Annotated in this window: 14 protein-coding genes and 1 pseudogene; 5 read left to right on the top strand and 10 right to left on the bottom strand. The window is 35.9% G+C overall.

All coding sequences use genetic code 11. The features are described 5' to 3' along the window. Complete coding sequence (locus D7V32_RS13270; RefSeq protein WP_120403328.1) at positions 1-1,299, bottom strand: FAD-dependent oxidoreductase; 1,299 nt, start codon at positions 1,297-1,299, stop codon at positions 1-3. A gap of 413 nt (positions 1,300-1,712) precedes the next feature. Continuing rightward, entirely contained in the window at positions 1,713-2,588 is an 876-nt protein-coding gene (locus tag D7V32_RS13265; protein ID WP_120403327.1) for a pirin family protein, read from the bottom strand. 312 nt (positions 2,589-2,900) lie between these two features. On the opposite strand from D7V32_RS13265, the gene ycaC reads away from it, so the two are divergent. Both ycaC and D7V32_RS13255 read left to right on the top strand, forming a co-directional pair. Further along, complete coding sequence (gene ycaC, locus D7V32_RS13260; protein ID WP_120403326.1) at positions 2,901-3,524, top strand: isochorismate family cysteine hydrolase YcaC; 624 nt, start codon at positions 2,901-2,903, stop codon at positions 3,522-3,524. A 148-nt stretch (positions 3,525-3,672) separates the two neighbouring features. Continuing rightward, the gene (locus D7V32_RS13255) at positions 3,673-4,596 is read left to right on the top strand and encodes a LysR substrate-binding domain-containing protein (RefSeq protein ID WP_120403325.1); all 924 of its coding nucleotides are present in this window, start codon (positions 3,673-3,675) and stop codon (positions 4,594-4,596) included. 10 nt (positions 4,597-4,606) lie between these two features. Here the strand turns inward: D7V32_RS13255 and D7V32_RS13250 are convergent, their stop codons facing one another. The 3 genes and pseudogenes from D7V32_RS13250 to ahpC all read right to left on the bottom strand — a co-directional run bounded on the left by D7V32_RS13250 (position 4,607) and on the right by ahpC (position 7,656). Next, positions 4,607-5,227, bottom strand: a complete 621-nt coding sequence (locus D7V32_RS13250; protein WP_120403324.1) for a TetR/AcrR family transcriptional regulator — start codon at positions 5,225-5,227, stop codon at positions 4,607-4,609. Positions 5,228-5,450: 223 nt separating this feature from the next. Further along, positions 5,451-6,843 (bottom strand): annotated as a pseudogene (locus D7V32_RS13245) (hypothetical protein). A 249-nt stretch (positions 6,844-7,092) separates the two neighbouring features. Further along, positions 7,093-7,656 (bottom strand): alkyl hydroperoxide reductase subunit C, encoded by a 564-nt coding sequence (gene ahpC, locus D7V32_RS13240; RefSeq protein WP_120403323.1) that lies wholly within the window; start codon positions 7,654-7,656, stop codon positions 7,093-7,095. 695 nt (positions 7,657-8,351) lie between these two features. Between ahpC and D7V32_RS13235 the strand changes: the two genes are divergently transcribed. The 3 genes from D7V32_RS13235 to D7V32_RS13225 are packed head-to-tail and all read left to right on the top strand — an operon-like array spanning position 8,352 to position 12,878. Next, positions 8,352-9,530, top strand: a complete 1,179-nt coding sequence (locus tag D7V32_RS13235) for a hypothetical protein (protein WP_120403322.1) — start codon at positions 8,352-8,354, stop codon at positions 9,528-9,530. Continuing rightward, positions 9,511-11,769 (top strand): ThiF family adenylyltransferase, encoded by a 2,259-nt coding sequence (locus tag D7V32_RS13230; protein WP_120403321.1) that lies wholly within the window; start codon positions 9,511-9,513, stop codon positions 11,767-11,769. Before D7V32_RS13235 ends, D7V32_RS13230 begins: the two co-directional genes overlap by 20 nt. Further along, positions 11,766-12,878, top strand: a complete 1,113-nt coding sequence (locus D7V32_RS13225; protein ID WP_120403320.1) for a patatin-like phospholipase family protein — start codon at positions 11,766-11,768, stop codon at positions 12,876-12,878. Before D7V32_RS13230 ends, D7V32_RS13225 begins: the two co-directional genes overlap by 4 nt. A gap of 265 nt (positions 12,879-13,143) precedes the next feature. On the opposite strand, the gene D7V32_RS13220 is transcribed toward D7V32_RS13225, so the two are convergent. Genes D7V32_RS13220 through D7V32_RS13200 form a run of 5 tightly spaced genes read right to left on the bottom strand, consistent with a single transcriptional unit; the run spans position 13,144 to position 18,954 of the window. Beyond that, positions 13,144-13,623 carry a hypothetical protein gene (locus D7V32_RS13220; RefSeq protein WP_120403319.1) on the bottom strand — a complete coding sequence of 160 codons (480 nt, stop codon included), beginning with the start codon at positions 13,621-13,623 and terminating at the stop codon, positions 13,144-13,146. Between the two features lie 15 nt (positions 13,624-13,638). Next, positions 13,639-14,850, bottom strand: coding sequence for a phosphorylase family protein (locus D7V32_RS13215; RefSeq protein WP_120403318.1), 1,212 nt, complete (start codon positions 14,848-14,850; stop codon positions 13,639-13,641). Between the two features lie 8 nt (positions 14,851-14,858). Further along, positions 14,859-15,302: a response regulator gene (locus D7V32_RS13210; RefSeq protein WP_120403317.1), complete on the bottom strand. Its 444-nt coding sequence runs from the start codon at positions 15,300-15,302 to the stop codon at positions 14,859-14,861. Next, on the bottom strand, positions 15,303-18,710 hold the full coding sequence (locus tag D7V32_RS13205; RefSeq protein ID WP_120403316.1) for a hypothetical protein: 3,408 nt from the start codon (positions 18,708-18,710) through the stop codon (positions 15,303-15,305). A gap of 37 nt (positions 18,711-18,747) precedes the next feature. Beyond that, the gene (locus tag D7V32_RS13200) at positions 18,748-18,954 is read right to left on the bottom strand and encodes a helix-turn-helix domain-containing protein (RefSeq protein WP_120403357.1); all 207 of its coding nucleotides are present in this window, start codon (positions 18,952-18,954) and stop codon (positions 18,748-18,750) included. Between the last annotated feature and the right edge of the window lie 125 nt (positions 18,955-19,079).

Here is a 19,079-nt window from a genome sequence, read left to right as displayed (position 1 = left end):
TTAGTAACCCAGCTGCGGCGCAACTTCTACTTTTGGCTTTAAGCCCACAAACGAAGCTGGCGCTCCCATAATTTCCGCAATATGCATTGCAGAAGTGACCGCAGATTCTAAAATCGGCAAGCCGTCACATGACCACGATCCGCAGAAAAATACTTTTCGGCCCTCAGTCTGATGGCGCTGCTGCAGCTGCTTGTTTAAAGCAACGGTTTGCGTATCTACAACCGCACGGGTCAACGTGACCGTCGAAATGATTTTTTTCGGGTCAATAGGCGTGACTGGACGCCAAGTCTGGAATACTGGAGACTTACCGACAAGACTTGGTTCAATCGAATTCAGCCAAACCGTAAACTGCTGACGGGTAAATTTGCGATCCATCATATAGCTCAACACAGCCCAATCTTTGCGTTTTGGCGGCATTACGCTGGAATCGGTATGAATGACCAAGTCACCCTGCTCAAACTTGAACTGCTGCAGCAGCTGCAAATCTTCTGCAAACTGTTCAGCATCCAAAAATTGCGCCATTTTGATGGTCGGTGTCGCAACAACCACACGGTCAAATTCAAGGGTTTCTAATTCCGTATTTTTAACCAGTACTTTATCGCCCTGCTCCTTTATAGAAACAATCGCTGAACCGCTTTTAATACAGACACCCTCTATCAGCTTATTCACCAAAGCTGGCGTACCGCCCTGGATGCGCAATAAGGCATCGCCATCTGTCAGCTGGCGCAGAAATACCAATAGCGGTTTTGCTGGCCATTCACCAATTGTTTTCGGATTACAGGTGCAAATGGTATACAGCACTGGCATTACTGCGCCATGCCAAAAGACTTCTTCAATTTCATTGCGGTTAATAAACTCCGCTAATGTCATATCCTGATCTTTAGATTTAAAGAATTTTGCAATGGCTGTTTTCAGCTGCAGCATGCCTTTGACCAAGCGCCAGCCGTACTGCTGAATGCCTTTACGGTTATTGATGATCGGGATATTTCCAATACGGGTCCGTGAGGTTGTCAGCCATGTCTCGGTTTTATCTTCAAACAGCCAGCTGCAAGCCATATAAGTACGCACAGGAAAAGTCTGAATGCCTAAATGCGCAGCCAAACTTAAGGTGTTTTTCCATAGATGCGGATTCATTACACGCAGCGGCGCATCAATAATGCCGCCTTCAAATTCAGTACTGTGACTATCCATGCCGCGCCCAGGAAGCGCTTCAAAAATTGTTATGTTATGTCCTGCATCTTTCAGAATTCTTGCGGCAGCAAGCCCAGCCATGCCGCTGCCGATGACTGCAATATCCAATCTTCTATTCCGTATTTAAAATTTTATAAAATTATGACCCAAGCTGCAGTAAAACTGGCTATTAAAAACTGCCAAATTACGGCTTTTTCATGCGGCTGCCCCAAAAAGCGCATTAACAATTCTTTACAGTCAAATCAGGCTTTAATAAACCCATGAATTCTTAAATTATTTAGAATAAATTTAATAAATATCCTTATAAAAAAGAAGATTGGTTTAACCGTTTACTTAAGTCACAATTTACATGCGCTGTATTAGCCGCTAAGATGCGTCGCACATAAAAATGATAACTGCATCACATATTACAATTATAAATTCCAGCGCAGAAACGATAAAAAAAGAAACATGCAGCGCAAAAATGAAGCCCCCGAATACATTCAGGGGCTTTTTTTATCACAGTATTTTCAGTTTCAACTTCAAGCCTGAACTGGGATTTCACCAAATTTGCCTTTGTTGAAGTCATCAAATGCTTGAATGATTTCTTCTTTCGTATTCATCACAAATGGGCCATAGCCTTGAATGGGCTCATCTAAAGGTTCACCAGTCAGCACAAGGAATTTCGTGTCCTGATAAGCCTGAAGCTGAATAGCTGTTTCGCCGTCTTTTGCGAACATAACAATTGAGCTGTCGACCACTTTTTGTGTGCCATTAATGATTAATTCGCCGCTGAATACCACCACAATTGTATTATGCAATGCAGGCACATGAACAAAAGTTTCATATTCGGCTTTCAGCTCACCATCCCACACATTGACTGGACTATAAGTCAGCGCTGGACCTTGATGACCGCCAAACTCACCTGCAATAACGCGGATATGGCCTGCGCCGTCATCCATCTCAATACGCGGAATGTCTGCAGCAGTCAGCGCTTGATAGCGCGGCGCTGTCATTTTGTCTTTTGCCGGCAAATTCACCCACAGCTGAACCATTTCAAACAGGCCGCCAGCCTGAGCAAACTCAGGTGAATGAAACTCTTCATGCACAACACCAGAACCCGCTGTCATCCATTGCACGTCACCAGACTGGATCGTACCGCCGCCGCCGCTAGAGTCTTTATGCGTCACTTCACCTTGATAAGCCAAAGTCACGGTTTCAAAACCGCGGTGCGGATGCGAACCTACGCCGTGCTGGGCCGCAGTTGGCGCAAATTGGTACGGCGCAGCATAGTCCAGCAGCAAAAAAGGGCTGATGGCTTGACCTAAACGGTCATAAGAAAATAAATTTTTCACTGGAAAACCATCACCAACCCAATGCATGTTTTGATTACGGTAAACACCTGCAACTTTTTTCATCTTTAACTCCTATATACGATAGGATGAACATGGGCCTATTTTATTCTTTTGCAGAGAAGGATTACAGATGCTTGCCAGTATTCATAATCTTACAAATGAGACAATTTAAAGTTTTTTGTTTTTAACATTTATATGATTTTAGTTAATACTTCCTAAAAATAGCCAACTATCCTATTTATGTGACTATTTTTCCCATATTCTGCGCTTTCATTGTCTTAATAATATAACTAATATAAAACCCTTAACATCAGTCTCCAAACACGTTTTAAGCCTCCCCAATACGGCTGAAAACACAAAAAAAGGAAATAGAAAATGGGTAAGCCATACGTTCGCTTAGACAAAGATAATGCTGCTGTACTTCTAGTTGACCACCAAACTGGTCTGCTTTCTCTTGTACGCGATATCGATCCGGATAAATTCAAAAATAACGTTCTTGCTTTAGCTGCTGCTGCTAAATACTTCAATCTTCCTACAATTTTAACAACAAGCTTTGAAGATGGCCCCAATGGCCCTCTAGTTCCTGAACTTGTAGAAATGTTCCCAGATGCGCCTTATATTGCCCGCCCTGGTCAAATTAATGCATGGGACAACGAAGATTTCGTTAAAGCAGTAAAAGCAACTGGCAAAAAGCAATTGATTATCGCTGGCGTAGTAACAGAAGTATGTGTTGCGTTCCCTACGCTTTCTGCACTTGCTGAAGACTTCGACGTATTTGTTGTGACAGATGCTTCTGGCACATTCAACCACTTGACTCGTGACTCTGCATGGGACCGCATGTCTCAAGCTGGCGCTCAGCTGATGACTTGGTTCGGTACATCATGCGAATTGCACCGCGACTGGCGTAATGACGTAGAAGGTTTAGGCGCTCTATTTGCTCAGCACATTCCTGACTACAAAAATTTAATCCAAAGTTATGTAAAAAACACAGCGAAATAATCCATTTCGGTGACAAAAAAGCGGTCTTCGGATCGCTTTTTTTATGCCCTCAATACTTGTAATATCTACATGAAAGAAATGCTAAATAGAAGCACATTGATCCCGACAATGCTTTTTGCTTTGCATGTATTGAGCCAATGGAGCCCCTATGCACTCATTTGATGATTTTTACTATTTCTACCTGGTCGTCAAGCATGGCGGTTTCAGTGCGGCCAGCGAAGCCTCAAACATTACAAAATCTAAATTAAGCCGGCGCATATTAGACTTAGAGGCGCAATATAATGTGACGCTGATTCAGCGCTCGACCCGTCATTTTAAGGTCACGCCGTTAGGCCAAGAGCTGTATGAAGAATGCATCAAACTGATTCAGCAAGTCGACTGCGCCAACAACGTTTTATTAAAGCAGAAAAGTGAGCCGCAAGGTTTAATTAAAATCAGCTGTCCGTCCGTTATGATGCATCACCAAATCCGCAGCTTGCTGAATCGCTTTTTACAGCGCTATCCGCAGGTCAGTGTGGAAATGGAACTGACCAGCCGCCGTGTCGATGTTTTGCATGATGACATTGACCTTGCGATTCGAACCAATTTTCAACCCAATGAAGACTCCAGCATTGTAGTGCGTGATGTCATTAAAACTACACACTGCCTTGTGGCCAGCCCTGCGCTGCTTCAAGGCCATATGATCCGTTATGCCACAGAACTGAGCGAATTTCCAAGCATCGTTTTAGGCACACAGAAACAGCATTATCAATGGACACTGCACCATACCGAACTGAATGAGCAAATTGTTGTGCCGCTAAATCCGCGGGTTAAAAGCAACGATTTGGCTGGGGTTTACTACTCTGTGATTGACGGCTTGGGTATTGCCGACCTGCCATACTTAACAGTTGAGCAAGATATTGCAGAAGGGCGTTTAGTACATATCTTGCCAGAATGGTGTTCCAATGTCGGCACAGTTCAATTGGTCTATGCTTCACGTAAAGGCCAGCGCCTTGTAATGGAAAAGCTGATTGATACGCTGATTACAGGACTGCGTGAAATGGAAGAACAACATGAAGGCTATCACCTCTAACAGCGGTAATTTATAACTGGTGCTGTTTATCAGCCTTAAAGCGGATACCGCCTTCAATATAATCTTTTAAATATCTGCCAATCAGTTTCGGGTCTTTGACCGCCGTCGGCCAGAAATGCTCCAAACCTATATCACTGATCACGTTTAAAATAATGTTAAACGTAAACAGAACTTTTAAGGAAACGGCATCAGATTCTGCTTCAGGCATAGCTTTCTGCAAAAGTTTAACCGCAGCGTCCGAAATGGGAACTAAAGTTTTTGCGACCAGTACCCGCCCCTCATCCCCTGCGCTGATGGTTTTGGAAAAGAATTTCAAATGCAGAATGCCATGATCCTGCTGCAGGATTTTCACCATCGGTTTCATCATGGCATCCACCACATCGGATACCTGAACCTGTTCAGGGTCAATGGCCTCCAGCAGTTCCAGACTGTCCGCCACATAAGAATGCATCACAAAATCCAGCGCAGCTTCAACCAGTCCCCATTTGGACTGAAAGTGATAATACAGCGCAGATTTATTGGCAACACCTGCTGTCTCATTGATTTTCTGTACCGGCAGTGTTTCGATATTGTTCTGAGAAAACAAAATAATTGCGGCTTCAATTAATTTATCTTTAGTCTGCTGACTCATTCGCTGTCCATTCTTTTATGCATCATCTTTGTTGTTTTTCAGAAATTCAGCTTTCTATGAAAGACTGTCCTTATTCATCTTCAGTTCCATTTTTCAATATTGTAGAAAAAATCAGGTGAATCAATGCAGTTCATTATAAAAAGAAATATGCTTCAGAAATACACCCAGATAAAAAATAAACCAGCTCATATTTCAGAGCTGGTTTATGCGGAAGCAAACTAAATTAATTACAGCCTTTGGCTTCAAAGTCTTCTTTAGATGTGTATTTCATATCCGGCAGATAATCCCCCATCACGGCTTTCTCCTCACCCCATGCATTTACATTCTGTACAGCCTGTTTAAACTCAGGATCGGGCAGCAGGTTACGCATGATAAAGATCCCTAAATCGCCATGTCCAACAGCTTTTCCATCTTCCCCCATATAGCCTGAACCGCGAGGACTGAGCTGAAGATAGTTCACACCGCATGCTTCAGTTGCATTGGCAGGACGGTCTTCCGGCAGTGAAGCCACAATGGTATAAAAGCCATCTTTATCCACATTTTTAATCTGTTCATCATACAGACAGTAATTGGTTGCTGTCGTGATCAGTTCATTACTGCAGATCGACCAGTAGCGCACATCTGTTTTTTCAAAAAACGGATCATTATTTAGCGTTTTCAGGACTGGCGGCAGCTTGCCGCGCAGTTCCATGACTTTACCCAGACGACGGCTAGTCATGGCAAACACATATTCATTGTCAGGGGTCGCCCAGTAATTCAGTTTTGGCGTAACAGGCTGTCCTTCACATTGATCAATTGGTGTTTTAGTCACAGGGTCAAATTTATAAATACATTTGATGTTATCTACACCGCTGAATGCCTTATACCAAGTCGGGATCTGTTGAGCAGGAAACCCTTCATGCAACTGCCGGTTAAACAGCGCCAATGAGGTTGCTTCGGAAATGGTCGTGGTTTTCTGAATAGGTGCCCGTTTAACCTGAAGTACATTACATGCATCGCTGCCTGTTTTTACCTCGCCATTTGCCAGCTGTACTTTAAAGCGCGGGAAACTGGCATTCCCCTTTTCATCCATGTTTTTATTCGGAACATAAACACGATAAAGCATGGCAACTTTATTACCCTCAGTTTTCGGAGCGTATAAAGTATTTGCAGCAGGGCTTTCTGGCAATTCACCCAGTTCCAGCTGAGCTGGTATAAGCACGATTTTTATCGAGCCGGCTATTGCCTGGAACAAATGGATTCACAGAACCTTTATTGGGTGCAATAGCGGCATCCAGTAAGGAATTGACTCGAAGCCCTTCAGCGGTATAACTGACCAGTGAAAAATGACGTGAATACGGATAATCACCATCAATCGTGACTTTAGCGCCCTCTGGTACAGCAAACTCCGAAGACCAGTAATTCACATTCGAATCAGGGAAAGCAATATTCAGAGGATCTTCACCAGTCCCTGATTTACTGCTGAATGAGTTTTGCCACATACAGTCAGTCAGTGCTGATGGCGGTTCAGGCTGAACGGTTACTGTAGAGTCATCACTGCCGCCGCCGCATGCGGTTAAACCTGCGGTACTTAAAAGAGCGGTCAGCACTATGTTTAATTTAAATGTATTTTTAATTTTTCCATGTCAGTCGCATTGTAAAACCTTACAAACAAATTGCTCCTTTCATTCAAAACGTCCCTGTTTTGAATCATTAATCCATATGGATTAAATTTATATTAATCCAAATAGATTAATTTGCAACCATCATTTTAAACTGCCCTGTTCAATGCTGATTTTGATTCAAAACATTCCTCAAGCAAAAAAATCAGACACGGGGTCTGATTTTTTTGTACAGCATGCAAGAATGAAAAATACGGTTCTGACTTAGATTTTGCCAACAAGATCGATAGATGGTGCAAGTGTCGCCTCACCTTCTTTCCATTTTGCTGGACAAACTTCACCAGGATGAGCATAGACATATTGCGCTGCTTTCACTTTACGCATCAATTCCGAAGCATCACGTCCAATACCGCCAGCGTTGATTTCAACGATTTGGATTTTGCCTTCAGGGTCAATCACGAAAGTACCGCGGTCAGCCAAACCCTCTGATTCAATCAGCACATCAAAGTTTTTTGCCAGTGTCCACGTTGGGTCGCCAACCATTGGATATTCAATTTTCTTAATTTCTTCAGAAGAGTCGTGCCATGCTTTATGCGTAAAATGCGTATCTGTAGATACTGAATAAATTTCTACACCCATTTTTTTGAATTCAGCATAGTGATCAGCAAGATCGCCTAGCTCTGTTGGACAGACAAATGTAAAGTCAGCAGGATAGAAGAATACGACTGACCATTTGCCTTTTAGATTTTGCTCAGAAATTTCAATGAACTCACCATTTTGGTAAGCCGTTGCATTAAATGGTTTTACTTCAGTATTAATCAAACTCATTGTGTATTCCTCTTCACTATTTCAGGGATTGCTTATCTGTTGAAACTAGAATACAAAAAACATTTAAATAGGTAAAACTGTTCTTTTTTATAAAAATGATCGAATATTTCGATTTATGATTTCTATCATCCTGCTTTATTCAATCTAAACCGCCTATTTGAAAATAGCTCAGATTTAAATCATCGAATGCCATGCCGAATGTGCCAATTGCTCCTGATGCTGCAGCTGCGCATAATCTGGCTATAACTGATTTGACCGCATTTGCACGGCTGGAAAAACAGGATAGTCAATGAACAGCAGGCACAGATTATTTGGTGAGTATTAACATGAAAAACACACTGCATGAAACTGTGTTCCGTGCGCAAATACCATATGGGTTTCAAAGAAAACTAAAAAATAAGGCATCGTTCAACTCCGCAAACAAAAAACCCTTTGCAAAAGCAAAGGGTTTTGATTCAGTCAATCTGCCACTCAAAACGGTTATACATATCTAAATTTTATATTTTATTTAATTACAATATCTTAATTCACATATGTAACGTATTTTGTGATTTATTCTTATTTCTTTTTGTTATTTAATTCATCCTTAAAAAATTAAATAACTATTTATATTAATTTTTTTCAGCCCCCTTGAATGTAGAAAATTTAACCTTATATCTCAGTAAAATAATTTTACTTAATGGATTCACTTGAAAATGCAAACAAAACATAAGGTTGTTTTTTACCCTGTCGGGAATGGGGATACCAGCCAAATTATTCTGGATAATGGTCAAAGAATTCTGATGGATTACCGACATCAAATAAAAGGAGAAAATACTTCAGAACCTGTAATTGATCTAAAATCTAGATTAAAAAAGGAATTAGACGATGCTGATAGAGACTATTTCGATGTAGTCGCGTTCACACATGCTGACGATGATCACATTTGCGGATCTACTGATTTTTTTGAACTTGAATTTGCTACTAAATATCAAGGGAATGGGCGTATTAAAATCTCTGAGCTTTGGGTGCCTGCGGCTATGTTATTAGAGAAAACTGATAATGATCACCGATCAGACGAATTTGTCATATTACGTCAAGAAGCAAGACATCGTTTACTTGAAGGTAAAGGCATACGTGTTTTTTCTAAACCACCTGAGTTAACTGACTGGTTATCACAAAAATTAAAAGAACGCGGAGAGAGCTCAAATGCACGCGATCATCTTTTTGTTGATGCAGGAACATTAGTTCCAACTTTTTCTTTATTCCAAGACGGGATCGAGTTTTTTTGTCACTCACCATTTATAAAACACTGTGCTGGTGGGGATATAGTTCGAAATCAAGCTTCTTTAATCTTTAATATTCGCTTTAATGCAGACAATAATACTTATGACTATTTAGCGGTAGGTGATGCAGATTCATGTGATCTAGAGGATATTGTTAGTATTACTACGTATCATCAAAATGAAAACCGCTTAGCATGGGATTTATTTAATATTCCTCATCATTGCAGTTATAAAGCACTTAATGCTCAAGATAAAGGAATTGATGAAACTGAACCAAAGCCATTGGTTCAAGATCTATTGGAAATGGGAAAAGCTGACGCTTATTTGGTTAGTTCAAGTCACCCTGTAAAAGATGACAGAGATAGTTATGGACAGGTACAACCCCCTCATATTCAAGCATATAACACTTATAACAAGTACCTTAAACAAATTAAAGGACGTAAATTTCTTGTAACTATGCAAGAACCTAATGAGCAGAAACCAGAACCTTTAACTTTTGAAATTACTTCTGGCGGCATCTCATTTATACGTACAACAAATATAGGAGCACCATCTCTTATTACTTCAGTACCTCCTAGAGCTGGTTGCAATGACACAAGAGTACTATAAGTTAGATCTTTGTGCAGATATTCCAAATCTGACCGATTTATCAATATCTCGAACAAAAGCGTTGTTAGAAGCTATTGCTCAAAATAACGATTATAGCTTTATTAAATTAATGAAGTTCCCCGCTAGTGGTGAACTCAAAGCAGAATGCATTATTGTTGAGGTCGAATGTGATGGTATTCCTTCTAAGAATACCGTTGGCCTACAATATCGTGAGCACCTTGCCCTTTTCGTACCTACAGATCTAGAACAGTTGGTTCAAGTATTTGCCTTACGAAAAGATTTTCCTACTTTAATGCACCAGAATCAGAGAAGGAAAGGTCAACCTGCAAGTTTATGCTTATATTTTGAACCAACAATTTCAGTCTTAAGAACTTGGACCCCTCAAAATTTTCTTAGAAGAATTCAGTGGTGGCTTGAGAAAAGTTCCAAAAATGAACTACATCCAGCAGATCAACCCGTTGAACATTTATTTTTTCAGAGTAAATATGAACTTATTCTTCCCTGGAACTTTGAAGAGTTAAGAAAAAATCATTCAAGCTTTATAATCAGGCGTGGTTCCCAGCGGGAAAATGAAGGGTTTTCCTGCCATTTGCTTGTGGATCAAAATCAAAGTGCTAATGATATAAGATTAAAACTCATTCAATTAGAGCTACCTCCAATTATTCATGGAGCAGTCGAAAGTGATCCGATTAACTTTGGTGAATTATTCGATCTTTTATCAAATCGAAATATCAATCTTATTGATGAATTAAGATCAGTATTACATGAATTGATTGATGAAAAAGGGGCTTCTGTTCTTTCAAATCATGAAGGGACACTCATCTTATTACAAATTCCTTTATCTAGATCTATTGATAATGAACCAGAACAGATTATTTATCGTGCTTTTTTGACAAAAACTGACTTATTCGATTTAGGTGTTGAACTCAACATCCTAATGAAACATGAGAATGTATATTATCGAGATACTCCAATTTTTGCAGATCAAAAAATTATTGATACAAAATGGCAAGATTACCCTCTAGAAGCAGTAGATGTACTGAAAATAAATACTCTCCAAGCTGCTCGTGAACAATCAAGTATTAATGAAGAAGGACCTACAGGAGTTCTAGTTGGAGCTGGTTCACTTGGTAGTACTCTTATCAATTTATGGGGAAGAAGTGGTTGGGGTAAATGGACGATAGTAGATAAAGATTATATTAAACCGCATAACCTCTCTAGACATGTAGCTCATCGTTATCATGTAGGAGAGCCTAAAGCTAAGGTCGTAGCTCAACTCCATTCATTAGCTGTTGATGATGCCTCAATTATTACCAGTTTGATTGCTGATGCTACAGATCTGATAAAAGATTCATCTTCTCCAATCTTAAGAACTGCATCAATCGTAATAGATGCATCAACCACTCTTGAATATCCGCGTGCTGCAAGCAATGATAATTCACTAGCACGTCATATTTCTGTTTTTATAACTCCTGACGGTAATGGTGTCGTATTACTAGTAGAAGATGCAGAAAGAAAAATTAGACTTCGGACTCTTGAAGCACAGTACTATAGATCTCTTCTCCAAAATGACTTAGGTAATATTCATTTAACCAATACTATTGGGACTTTTTGGAGTGGTGCTGGATGTCGTGATATTTCTGTTGTATTACCTTACTCTAAGATTATGGGGCAAGCTTGCACGGTAGCTGAACAAATCCAAAACCTAGCTTTACTTCCTGAAGCTTTTATTAAGATATGGCAACGTGAACCAGAAACCGGTGCTACTTATGCATATAATTTTCCGGTTCACTTAGAGAGCTTTTTCTCTCTAGATGACATTACCTTATTTATTGATAACGGTGTTTTAGATCTTCTTTTTCAGATGCGAAAACAATGTCTTCCCAATGAAACGGGAGGTGTATTACTTGGCTATTATGATTTCAATATTAAAGCAGTCGTAATTGTAACAGCTTTGCCAGCGCCTCCAGATAGTAAATCCACACCGACATCGTTTGAACGTGGAACACTTGGATTAGCTGAAAAAATACAAGAGGCTTCAGATAGAACAATGGGCATGGTTGGATATATCGGTGAATGGCATAGTCATCCTCCGGGTCATTCAACATCTATGAGTAGAGACGACATTGTTCAACTGACACATCTTGCACAAGGAATGGCAGAAGATGGCTTGCCTGCTATATCACTCATCGTAGGAGATGATGATTTCCAAGTTTTTAAAGGGGAAAGAAGCTTATGACTGACGCAAAAAATATTGCTTTAGCTCTCTCAGGCGGTGGAATTAGAGCTATGGTATTCCATTTAGGGGTACTAAAATATTTATCAGAACAAAATAAGTTAGAGGAAATTACTCATATCTCTACTGTATCGGGGGGAAGTTTAATAATCGGCTTATTGTTAAGAGAAAATCAAATGCAATGGCCGACTTCCTCTCAATATAATGAATTCCTGCTTCCCTCTTTGCGGAAAAAATTATGTACTAAAAGTTTAATGGGAGGAATGGTAAGACAACTCTTAAAGCCTAAAAATTGGTATTTCTTATTATCAAGAGCAAATTTATTAGCATTCGCTTTAAGGGATGAATGGGGAATAGATGATAAACTTGTAGATCTTCCTGTTTTTCCTGAATGGTCAATAAACGGAACAACAGCCGAGACAGGTAAAAGATTTAGATTTAAGCAGAAAAACTTTGGAGATTATCTATTAGGATATGCATCCTCTAAAAATTTTCCATTAGCCAACGCCTTAGCAGTATCCGCAGGTTTTCCTGGTGGAATTGGTCCTCTAGTTATTCAAGCTGAATCATATGAGTGGAAAAAGAGAAAAGCATGGAACGATCCAGAGGGAAATCAGTCAATAATTACTCCTTTATATTCAAGGTTTCATGTTTACGATGGAGGTGTATATGACAATCTTGGGCTTGAACCTTTTTTTAATGCAGGTAGAGGTAGTTTAAAAGAATCCCTGCCAAGTAATACTCAGTTAATATTATCTGATGCAAGTACACCACTAGAAAAAGGTTTTTCCTTATCTAAACTAAATCCTTGGCGATTAAAACGAATCACAGACATAATCTATGATCAGTCAAGAGCATTACGTATCCGTACTTTCGTAAACTATATTCAAGAAGATATAGATAGAGGTAATTTGATCTCTATTTTTGATAAGATAAATGATGGTGATATTTGTAGTTCCTCAGTGTTTGCATCAAAGTTTCCTACTACTCTTAGACGACTAACTTATGAAGAGTTTGATAAGCTTTTTAATCATGGTTACGAAGTATCAAAAAGAAAGCTAACCTTTACACCATCAAATATAGAAAAATTCAAAGTAGTCGCAGGATCATAATTTTAAGATTATATGAGAGTATCTATTTACTCTCATACAGTATTAAAATTTACAGAAAATCTAAGTGTTAAATATGTTACTATAAAAAAGTTTACAGAATTATTTCTACTATCTGTAAACTTTCCTTCCAACCAATTGATATTAAAAAATAAATTTTAAACTTTAAAAAATCATATCTTTAGATTTTCTCAAAATGGTTATAATCCCCAAAAAGATATATCTAAAGTATAAATCAATAATTTAAATATATATTGTTAATTTTTAGCTACTTTAAGCTTATACAAGCAAATATTTTTAAGATAAAAATAACCATGCCTAATACACCTACTAGCCCAGTTGTAAAAAAAACTAGCCTAAATATTTTTCCATACGTGAATGTTTTGAAGATATAGAACTTGTCTTTATTGTGCTTATCCAGATTGGCTTCTTCCTTACTAAATATCCCAAAATCAACCGCTGAATTACGTTCTAGTAAAATTAGGGTTTTTTCAGATTCCTTGATCAAGAATGAAGTTCTTTGGTCTAATTTCCAAAAAACAAAGGAGACTAACGAAACAAAAAAGCTTAAAAATATTCCTACATAGGCAAACTTCGAGGATGCCTGCAAAGTTATACCGATTGCAGCCCCTAGTCCCGTCATAATAAAAAGAAAATAATTGAACAAGGTAATTCTTTGATTGGAATGAATTTCAAAATATTTCCATGCATGTTCCATCAATTGTTCGGAACTAATTTTATTTTCCATATTACCTTCAGATACTCATAAAAGAACATTAATATATTTTTCTGCAAAACATTGAAGTATTTGAGCGCTATTTTTTGCAGCTAGCTTTTGATAAAGGTCATTTTTTTCTGAATCCCCATAATCGCAAACGCCTTTTAGTGCAAAGTATAAGGGTTCGACCGCCGAACTAAAACAAGCTGCATACAAAGCATAAATCTCCATTTCAATACCTAAAACTTTACGATCTTGTTGATCCTTAATTTTAAATAATGTTGAATCATCTGCAATTACAGAAGCTCCAGATACTAAAGACCCTATTTTCAAAGATGGTACTATGATCGTTCCTTCTATATTTGACTGTAATGACTCAAAAAGATCATTATCTCTAGATAATTGAATAAAAAAATTTTTAACATTATCTTTAATCATTAAATGATGAGGAGAAATTTTAAATCTAATTTCATTGTTCTCTTTAACTAGTTTTCCACTCTGATAATCCCAAGTACATTCAGCTAAGATAACATCACCTAACGTTACTTCGTCTTTATTACCCGCACATATACCAGTCATCGTAACGATTTTAGGTGTTAATATTTTTAAAAGTCTAGTACATAAAATAGCTATAGCAACCATTCCTGGTCTAAGAGTATATGCAGCTGCAACATTAATCGTCTTATTTTGAACCTCAAAACTTCCGAAATATATGAATATATTTTCATCTATAAGTATGGCTTCACTCCAATTCCAAGGTAAATTCAAAACTGCATTTAATTCAGGAGATAGCAAGGCACAAACAACTAATAAATCTATATTCTTATTAGAATTTTCTAGATCATTATTACCTAGTGCATAATTTATACAAGCAAGTATTTTATGGAGCCATTCGTCACTTACATCACTATATTCAATAACTGTCCAAGACTTGCTAGAAAAGATATGACTTACTTCATCAAGTAATTGTTTATCACTACTTATTCCAATAATTCTTTTAGGTTTATTTCTACAGCTAGAATGTAAATACTCTAAGAACTCAATACTATTTTGCTTATCTTCTTCATCTACATTTGAATATGGAATTAATATATCTAAAACCACTAAATCATATAGTAAACTATCTACTTTTTCTTCGGCATCTTCAATACTAGATACTACTTCAATATCCTTAACTGAAAGACCATCAATTTTTTTTACTTCACCTACTAATTTACTATAACGTCGTGGTGAATCATCAATAATTAAAACTTTCATATATTAATTTATTCAAAATATTTTTTTAAATGGGTTTTCCAAGAGTCATTTGTAGAATTATAGTGTATAACATCTATAATATATTCATTAAACTCTGATTTAAGAGTAGATCTTAATTTATCTATATTCAAAGACATTCCATCATCTTTTAAAAATGATTCATAACCAGTAATAACTATAGTTCTACAAATAATATTCTGTATTAAAAGTACTCTTAGAACCTCTTCCCCACCAAATCCTTGAGGTCTTCCTCCACTATCCTCATCAGTAATATCAAAAGTAGGTAAAGACATATCCAAAATCATTAGATCTGGAATTTCATCTTCTAATTCATCTAAAGCAGAATTTACAGATTGGGCAAATCTTATATTAATATCTTTAGGTAAATTTTCTAAAAATTTTTGAATGTTCTGGCGTTTAGGATATTCATCTTCTACTAGTAAAATATTCATCTAGTCAGCTTCCTTTTCAGGATAAACAGTACCCGCATGAATTAAAGGATAAACTAGTTTAACTCTAAAATGTTTTTCACCTTCATAACCAAAATCAATTTTATAAACATTATCATCATTAGATGAAGCTGCTAACTTGATAAGACCACTATTACCTTCTTGTCTACTTCTTAAATTATTTTTTGATTTAATTTCTTGTCTAATTCTTTCCACCGTCTCACTGTTTCTCAGCTTAGATTTATAATGACATTCATTTAAGAAGTCGATTGTTAGAATATTATTAACACAATCAAATATAACATTACTTACAACTTCTGGCTCATGAAGATATGAATGTTCCTGAACATTATCTAATAAAATAAAGAATATATCATTAAAGACTGGTAAATTTGATAAGCTTAATCTGAATTCATTAATTGAATTATCTATTACCTCTACATTACTTTGTATTTTAATATTATGATTTTTAAGTGACTTAGAAGCTGTACTTATTGCTAAATCAACCATTTCTTTTGGTAAAATATATTTTGTATGCGCTTCTAAATCAGTTCGGGTAAACCAATTACCAATTTCAATTAATACAGCCTGAATTGATGCATTACAATTAGTGATTGTCTGGTCTAGTTTTAAATATTTATCATTTATTTCCGGGGTATTTTTCTCTATCTTATTTTTAATCTTTAGTTTTAAGCTATCAAATAATGTACTAATTTGATTACTAAGATCTGTAGTAATATAGGTTTTCGTATTTTTTAGGGACAAATTTAGACCAGCCCACAGAACGTCAACAATAGAAGTAAAAATACTATCAAAATCATTTTGGTCTAAAACATATCTTAAAATTGGAATATAGTTAGTAGGAATATTCAGATACAGCATCCCATCTGGCTTCTCATTAGTTTTAATATGTAGCCTATGATCTTTTAAATCCAATAACTTCTTATCAAATGCTGCTGAGAAGTTTTTGAATATTTTTTGTAAATCATCTCTAATTTCAGGTAAATTTTCACATAGGTAATTAATCCACTGTTCATTATCCTGATAATTCCCATCTTCAGAAAACTTTGTGGTAATTAGTTGGCTTTGTTCTAATTCATTTCTAAGTCTGCCAACAAATGATTGATGTCTAATACGTTTACTTAAGTAATAATCCAAGCCCCAATTTGAATTAAATAGAAAGGCTTGTTCACATCTTCTTAAGATATTTAATAGAAGTAAATCAGCATCACTTTCAGGTACAAATGAGTTCAAATAACTATCACCCGAATAAAGTCCTTGTATCAATTCATGATATTGAACTTCATCATCTGGCTTTATTATAGCAAGGTCTTTATATCGGCTAATTTCATCTGATATTTCATGCATAGCCCATTTTTTAAAGCATTCAATATCCACATATATACGAGAAGAACTTAATACTTTCCTACCTTCTTCTAGAGTTGAAAAATAATTTAGTCTTGATAATTCATTCTCATATTTATCAGAATTTCTCTTATCTATCGATCTTAATTTTTGACAAATATTAATACGCTCTTCAACTACTAGCTTACTTCCTCTTAGGGATCTTAAACGACACATATCTAAATTATTTGGTATGCAAATTTCTGATAAAAAATTATTCATTTTATCGGTGAACATTTCTATATCAATTTCTGATGGTTTATTTATTCCATAATAATTACATACATCTTTTATACTCAACCTTAAACTAGCCAATAAATTACTATCTTCATTATTCAAATGGCATATATATGTTATATTTGATCTATCTAAAGGATTCTCAATATTCTTGAGATCTAAATAAGTTATTCCCGCAATAATTTTATTAAAAGTTATTGAATTAAAGTTTTTCAGGAAAAGTATATCTATATTATTAAGTATATTAAGTAGACCTACAATATCTTTCTCATCATTATACATTTTTATTAATGCATGCTTTGCATAGTTACTAAAGAATTCACTATCACCATCAAGAAGATATATAAGCTTATGATAAGCTAACCTATATTGTTTATTTTTTATATATACAATTGCCTTACATATATTTCCAAACTTATACTTATCTAACAACTCTAATTTATTGTCTAATTTTAGATCCTCATAACCAAAAGTTGGACTATTCAATCCAATATTCCAGTAACTTAATACAATATCATTTAAGCCACTAATTGGGTTCAGCATATATGATAATGCCTTAACTGATGGAAATATATTAAAATTCAATACATGCTTATTTAATTGATTAATATTTTTAGCTGATTCACTACTGAATTTTGTAAATGATAATAATGATTCATAAGATTGTTTAAATAAGTTTTCGCTGTCATAAAATTCTGTATTATATTTATTATAACCTTTATGAAAGAAACCCCATATATCTACCCCTTCAGGTCGGATACATCTATCATTATAAAAAATTTCATTAGAACACTCATCAAAAACTTGATAATCTCTTTTTTGACATTCATTTATTTCATTAATATTTAAGTGTTTAAGGATTTTTTCAATTCTATAATCTCTTAGTGAAGATAGCTTTTTTAATGAATATTTATGTCTTAATAGTATATCTTCTCTATTTTGATAAATTAAGAATTGCACTATATTCAAAAAAGTATCATAAATATCATATATTGAATGCGCTTGTTCTATTCTTAATATATGGTCAATTTTCTCTATTTCAGGATAAACACCTGAAATTTTGTAAGTTAAATATGTTAATAGTGCTTCATTCTTTTTGAAGCCTCTATGAGCACTAACTGATTTCTCAACGTCTTCTATAAATTTTAAAAAATTAGTTTTTCCCTCATTACGTCCACTTATAAAAAATGTCAAATATGATAATAAACCAGTCTTAAAAATTTTCCTCAACGAATTAGTATATTTTTTCTGCTCTATTAAGCCATTTGCAACTTGTTCTAGACCTATCATTAATTGTATAGACCAAATTGATGCTCCATTTTTTTGCTCAAATAGATTTAAATCATCTATAGCTTCTTTGTAATTACTCAAATAAACTGTCTTTTCGAGATCAATCATAAAGTCATAAAATTCATTAATTTTTTGACTTTCCGCATTAATTCTTTCGATTATCCAAGCTATTTCTTTTTCTAAAATGACTGCCGGAATTTTCTTAAAAAGGCCAGCTACATCGATATAAGACTTCTTTTTATAAAGTTCTGCATCTTTAACTTGACTATGAACTTGCTCATTTGTCCATTCTATAAAGCGACCAAAATCTTTTTCATCTAATTCGGCTCTCGCTAACAGGAAGATTTCACTGATACCTCTTTTCAGTGCGTCATTGGATTTATCTAAAGATTTTCCATCAAAGACTTTCTGATTTTTTCTCTGAGAAATAATTCCACGAATTTTATTTTGATATTTCAGAAAGCTTTGATCGCCATGCATTGATTATCCCTCTAATTTTTAAATATTAGTTATTTCACTATGGTAACAATTTCTTGGGATCTATCTCTAGTGCTTTTGCAATCTCATATATTTTTTCAAGTGTAATATTTACTTCACCACGCTCAATCCGTCCCATGTAGCTCCTATCAATATTACAGAGCAACGCCAATTTTTCTTGCGAAATTTTCTTTAGTTTTCTTTGTTCTCGAACTTTCAAACCAAAAAAAACTGTGAGTTCTGACATTTGATTAATCAACTGTTCAAAAAACAGAACTATCACCAATTGAGGACTATATATCCACGGACTATAATCCTCACTTTAAATTTTATGATTTAAGTTTATGCAATTTATTCAAATGCCACTTTTTG

The organism is Acinetobacter tianfuensis (assembly GCF_003611465.1).
GTDB lineage: Bacteria > Pseudomonadota > Gammaproteobacteria > Pseudomonadales > Moraxellaceae > Acinetobacter > Acinetobacter tianfuensis.
Note: the sequence above shows the minus strand (reverse complement) of the source record. Positions and strands in the feature narration are given on the sequence as shown.

Excerpts from the sequence above, each read along its gene's own strand:
- D7V32_RS13230 (WP_120403321.1), top strand. The coding sequence starts at position 9,511 with ATGACACAAGAGTACTATAAGTTAGATCTTTGTGCAGATATTCCAAAT.
- D7V32_RS13265 (WP_120403327.1), bottom strand. The coding sequence starts at position 2,588 with ATGAAAAAAGTTGCAGGTGTTTACCGTAATCAAAACATGCATTGGGTT.
- ahpC (WP_120403323.1), bottom strand. The coding sequence starts at position 7,656 with ATGAGTTTGATTAATACTGAAGTAAAACCATTTAATGCAACGGCTTAC.
- D7V32_RS13220 (WP_120403319.1), bottom strand. The coding sequence starts at position 13,623 with ATGGAAAATAAAATTAGTTCCGAACAATTGATGGAACATGCATGGAAA.
- D7V32_RS13205 (WP_120403316.1), bottom strand. The coding sequence starts at position 18,710 with ATGCATGGCGATCAAAGCTTTCTGAAATATCAAAATAAAATTCGTGGA.
- D7V32_RS13210 (WP_120403317.1), bottom strand. The coding sequence starts at position 15,302 with ATGAATATTTTACTAGTAGAAGATGAATATCCTAAACGCCAGAACATT.
- D7V32_RS13235 (WP_120403322.1), top strand. The coding sequence starts at position 8,352 with ATGCAAACAAAACATAAGGTTGTTTTTTACCCTGTCGGGAATGGGGAT.
- D7V32_RS13200 (WP_120403357.1), bottom strand. The coding sequence starts at position 18,954 with ATGTCAGAACTCACAGTTTTTTTTGGTTTGAAAGTTCGAGAACAAAGA.
- D7V32_RS13215 (WP_120403318.1), bottom strand. The coding sequence starts at position 14,850 with ATGAAAGTTTTAATTATTGATGATTCACCACGACGTTATAGTAAATTA.
- D7V32_RS13250 (WP_120403324.1), bottom strand. The coding sequence starts at position 5,227 with ATGAGTCAGCAGACTAAAGATAAATTAATTGAAGCCGCAATTATTTTG.
- ycaC (WP_120403326.1), top strand. The coding sequence starts at position 2,901 with ATGGGTAAGCCATACGTTCGCTTAGACAAAGATAATGCTGCTGTACTT.
- D7V32_RS13255 (WP_120403325.1), top strand. The coding sequence starts at position 3,673 with ATGCACTCATTTGATGATTTTTACTATTTCTACCTGGTCGTCAAGCAT.
- D7V32_RS13225 (WP_120403320.1), top strand. The coding sequence starts at position 11,766 with ATGACTGACGCAAAAAATATTGCTTTAGCTCTCTCAGGCGGTGGAATT.